The organism is Streptomyces sp. 13-12-16 (assembly GCF_002114215.1).
GTDB lineage: Bacteria > Actinomycetota > Actinomycetes > Streptomycetales > Streptomycetaceae > Streptomyces.
Genome location: NZ_NCTE01000607.1, coordinates 1 through 3,910, shown reverse-complemented (window position 1 = coordinate 3,910; position 3,910 = coordinate 1). Strand labels below are relative to the sequence as shown.

3 protein-coding genes are annotated in these 3,910 nt (G+C 72.0%); 1 reads left to right on the top strand and 2 read right to left on the bottom strand.

Annotated elements, in window-relative coordinates; genetic code table 11:
• Together B7767_RS24105 and B7767_RS24100 are read right to left on the bottom strand one after the other, a co-directional pair.
• On the bottom strand, positions 1 to 957 hold a 957-nt coding region (locus tag B7767_RS24105), incomplete at its 3' end, for an alpha/beta fold hydrolase (RefSeq protein WP_085574041.1).
• Between the two features lie 144 nt (positions 958 to 1,101).
• A complete protein-coding gene (locus tag B7767_RS24100; protein ID WP_085574040.1) occupies positions 1,102 to 1,977 on the bottom strand; it encodes a hypothetical protein in 876 nt (291 codons plus the stop codon).
• A gap of 241 nt (positions 1,978 to 2,218) precedes the next feature.
• Between B7767_RS24100 and B7767_RS24095 the strand changes: the two genes are divergently transcribed.
• A complete protein-coding gene (locus B7767_RS24095) occupies positions 2,219 to 3,733 on the top strand; it encodes an MFS transporter (RefSeq protein ID WP_085574042.1) in 1,515 nt (504 codons plus the stop codon).
• Positions 3,734 to 3,910 lie beyond the last annotated feature (177 nt).

The following is a 3,910-nucleotide window of genomic DNA, read 5'->3' as shown; positions in this document are numbered from 1 at the left end:
CCGGGCCACGAGGGCCGTGCCACCGGCGACGGCCAGGACCGCCGTGCCGCCGAGGGTCGCGGCCCCATTGCCCGCGCCGGTCGCGGCGAGGGCGGGACGGGAGCCGTGCGCCGCCCGCAGGATCAGGTCGGTCACCTCGTCCGGGTCGGTCTCCGGCACCGCGTGCGGGGCGTCGACCTCGACGGTGGTCGAGCCGGCCCGCTCGGCCATGAAACGCAGGTTGTCCGTGCCGATGGTGCGGTCGTCGGTGGCGACGAGATACCAGGACGGGATCGTCTTCCACGCGACCGCCCGGGTCGCTTCGGCGCTGGTCGCCACGTGCGCGGGGCGCTGCCTGGCGGCCAGCGCGGCGGCCCGGTCCGCCTCCAGCCGGTCGCTCAGGAAGACGTCACTGAACTTGTCCGGCTTGATGTACGTGTCGACGTCGGTCGGGCCACCGCCGAGCGGAACCGCGGCCAGGGCGGTGGGGAGGGGGGCGTCGGGGTCGTCCGTCAGACGGCTGCCGGGGTACCTGGCGGCCAGCTCCAGGGCCGTCTCGCCCTTGTCCGGCGCGAACGCCGCGATGTAGACGAGGGACTCGACGTTCGGGTTGCCGGCCGCCGCGTTGGTGATGACGGCCCCGCCGTAGGAGTGGCCGACGAGGACGACCGGGCCCTCGATCGTCCTCAGCCGGGCGGCGAGGTAGGCGGAGTCGCCGGTGAGACCCCGCAGCGGGTTCGCGGTGGCGACCACCGGATAGCCCTCCGCCTGCAGGCTCCGGATGACCTCGGACCAGCCCGAGTCGTCCGCCCAGGCACCGTGCACCAGCACGACGGTCGGCCTGGTGCCCGCGCCGGTGCCGGCGCTCCCGCCGCTCTCGGACGCCGGGGACGGGCCGGCGGCCAGCAGGGCCGCGGCGGGGACGAGGACGGCCAGGGGGAGTGACCGCCGGGCGGAGACGTGCCGTATGAACTTCATGACAGCTCTCTCTTCGAGGGGGACGACTGCTGTCACGACACTGCATGCGGCCAAGTGGCCCAGCACCGTCAGAGGGGCCGGGCGGGTGAACGGGCCGCCCTCGCGGTCGTCTCCGCGCGCCCGGTCCCGCCTACGGCCCCTCGGTCACTCGACTCCGCTGGGAGTGGGCGTCGGTGTGCGGCCGGCGAGGACCGCCTGAAGCCGCGGTGTGCCCTGCTCGACGGCGGTCGAGGTGGTGTCGTGGTCGGCGCCGGCGAGCCCGCCGTTGGTGACCGTGATCGCGTTCGCGCCGACCTGGACGACGGCCACGTCCAGGGTGAGGGTCACGGGCTCACCCCCGCTTTCGCCCTTCATCGTCACCGTCAGTCCCTGTCGTGCGTCGCCCTCCTCGGGCAGGGCCATGTCGACGACCTGGACGGTGCGGTCACCGCTGTCACCGCCGCTCACGGTGAACTGGTCACAGGTGTCGGGAAGCGACCGCAGCCACTTCATCGACTCGTCGAGCTCGGACTTCTGGTACGCGGCGACCTGGTAGAGCAGCCGGGAGTCACCCTCCTCGAACCCGTTGAGCGCCGACGCCCCGGACGGACTGCCCAGCAGGGTCTCGTCGTACAGCGAGTCGACCAGCTGCTGGCAGTCCGAGGCGTCGCTCTTCCCCTGGAGGAAGGCGGCCACGTCGACCTGTCCGACGAGCAGGGAGTCCCGCCACTCCTGCGGGTTCTCGACCTGCGTCCAGCCGTCCTCGAGGTCCTCCCCGGTGATCAGCGCGTTCCGCGCGCCGGTCTCGGTGAGCTCCGAGGCGGGCGACGACGTCGGCGACGAGGTCGGTGACGACTGCGGGGACGTGGGCGACTCGGTCTGCGCCGCGAGGGCCCGTTCGACGGCCGCGCCGGCGGTCTCCGACCCGGTCGAGGCGCTGTCCTCCGCGCTGGAACAGGCCGCCGTGGTGAGCAGGGTCCCGGTGGCCAGTACGGCGGCCAGGACACGGGACGAGCAGACGATCGGGCGAGGGGTGGTCACGAGTACCTCCTGAGGATGGGACGAGCGCCCCGGTGCCGGCCTGCCCCGGGCGCTTTCCGCCCTTGTCCTCCCACCGCATCACCGGTCCGCCCGGGCGACCAGCGCAGCGGAGGCACACGGGTGAGAACCGGCCCGTCCGCACACCTGCGTATCAGGGCGATCACCGGGAAGAAGCGATCCTGAGCAAGCTTCCCGGCGTCACCCCGAAGACGCTGGTACGTTCCGTTTGCTACGGCATGACCTGGAAAGGAACCCGGCCACGTCCCCCATCGACAGCGAGCCCACGCCCCCTTCCGAGGCGGTCAGGCGCCACCCCGCCCTGTTCCGCGCCGTCCGCCGCCGGCGGAACCCGCCCCTGCGCCGGTCGGACATCACGGTGACGGACGAGCGGGCGGTCAAGCGAGCGGTGAAGGCGGCCTCGCTCGGCAACGCCATGGAGTGGTTCGACTTCGGCATCTACGCGTATCTGGCCGGCACCATCGGCCGCGTCTTCTTCCCCTCCGGGAGCGACACCGCGCAGCTGCTGTCGTCCTTCGCCACCTTCGCCGTCGCCTTCCTGGTGCGGCCGCTCGGCGGAATGGTCTTCGGACCGATGGGCGACAAGGTCGGCCGCAAGAAGGTCCTCGCGCTGACGATGATCCTGATGGCGATCGGCACCGCCGCCATCGGCATGCTCCCGACCTACGCGGCCGTCGGCTTCTGGTCACCGCTGCTGCTGATCCTCTTCCGCCTGCTGCAGGGATTCTCCACCGGCGGCGAGTACGGCGGTGCCTCCACCTTCATCGCGGAGTACGCCCCGGACAAGCGGCGCGGCTACTTCGGCAGCTTCCTCGAACTGGGCACGCTGGCCGGGTACACCGGCGCGGCGGGCCTGGTCACGGCCCTCACCGCCTGGCTCGGCTCCGACACGATGGACGCCTGGGGCTGGCGCATCCCGTTCCTGGTCGCCGGGCCGCTGGGCATCGTCGGCATCTACCTGCGGCTGAAGCTGGACGACACACCGGCGTACCTGAAGCTGGAGCAGGGCAACGTCCACGTCACCGAGGCCGTGAACGCGGTGGAGACCACCGTCCACGGCGACCTCGCCAAGATCTTCCGGCAGCACTGGCCGACGCTGGTGCTGTGCATCGCGCTGGTCGGCGCGTACAACATCACCGACTACATGCTGCTGTCGTACATGCCGACGTACCTGTCGGACGAGCTGCACTACAGCGAGACCCACGGTCTGCTGATCCTGGTGGCCACCATGGTGCTGCTGATGCTGATCATCAACCAGGTGGGCCGGCTGAACGACCGGTTCGGCCGCAAGCCGTTGCTGATGACCGGCATGCTGGGCTTCTTCGTCCTGTCCGCCCCGGCGTTCCTGCTGGTGCAGCAGGGCAGTCTGCTCGCCGTCTCGGGCGGCATGCTGATGCTCGGCCTGTCCCTGGTCTGCCTGCTGGGCACCATGTCGGCGGCGCTGCCGGCCATGTTCCCGACGCCGGTGCGCTACGGCTCCCTGTCGGTCGGCTACAACCTGTCGGCGTCCCTGTTCGGCGGCACGACACCGCTGGTCATCACGGCCCTCATCGGCGCGACCGGCTCGGACATGATGCCGGCGTACTACTCGATGGCCGCGGCCCTGGTCGGCGTCATCGCGGTGGCCTGCATGAAGGAGACGGCCCAGCAGCCGCTCGAGGGCTCGCCGCCCTCGGTGCAGACGGAACAGGAGGCGGCGGAGCTGGTGCGGTCACAGACACCGGCACCGAAGTTCTGACGGCGCGGGCGCGCCCGGCCGAACCAGCCGGGCGCACCGGACGGACGCCGTCGCACACACGTCCGGCACGCGGGCCGTGCCGGACGCACGGCCTCACCCGGAACCGGTCACCCCGGCCGGACACGCCCGGGGGCGCCACCCGTCCACGGGAGCCCGCCGCCCCCCGGGCGGGCGGGG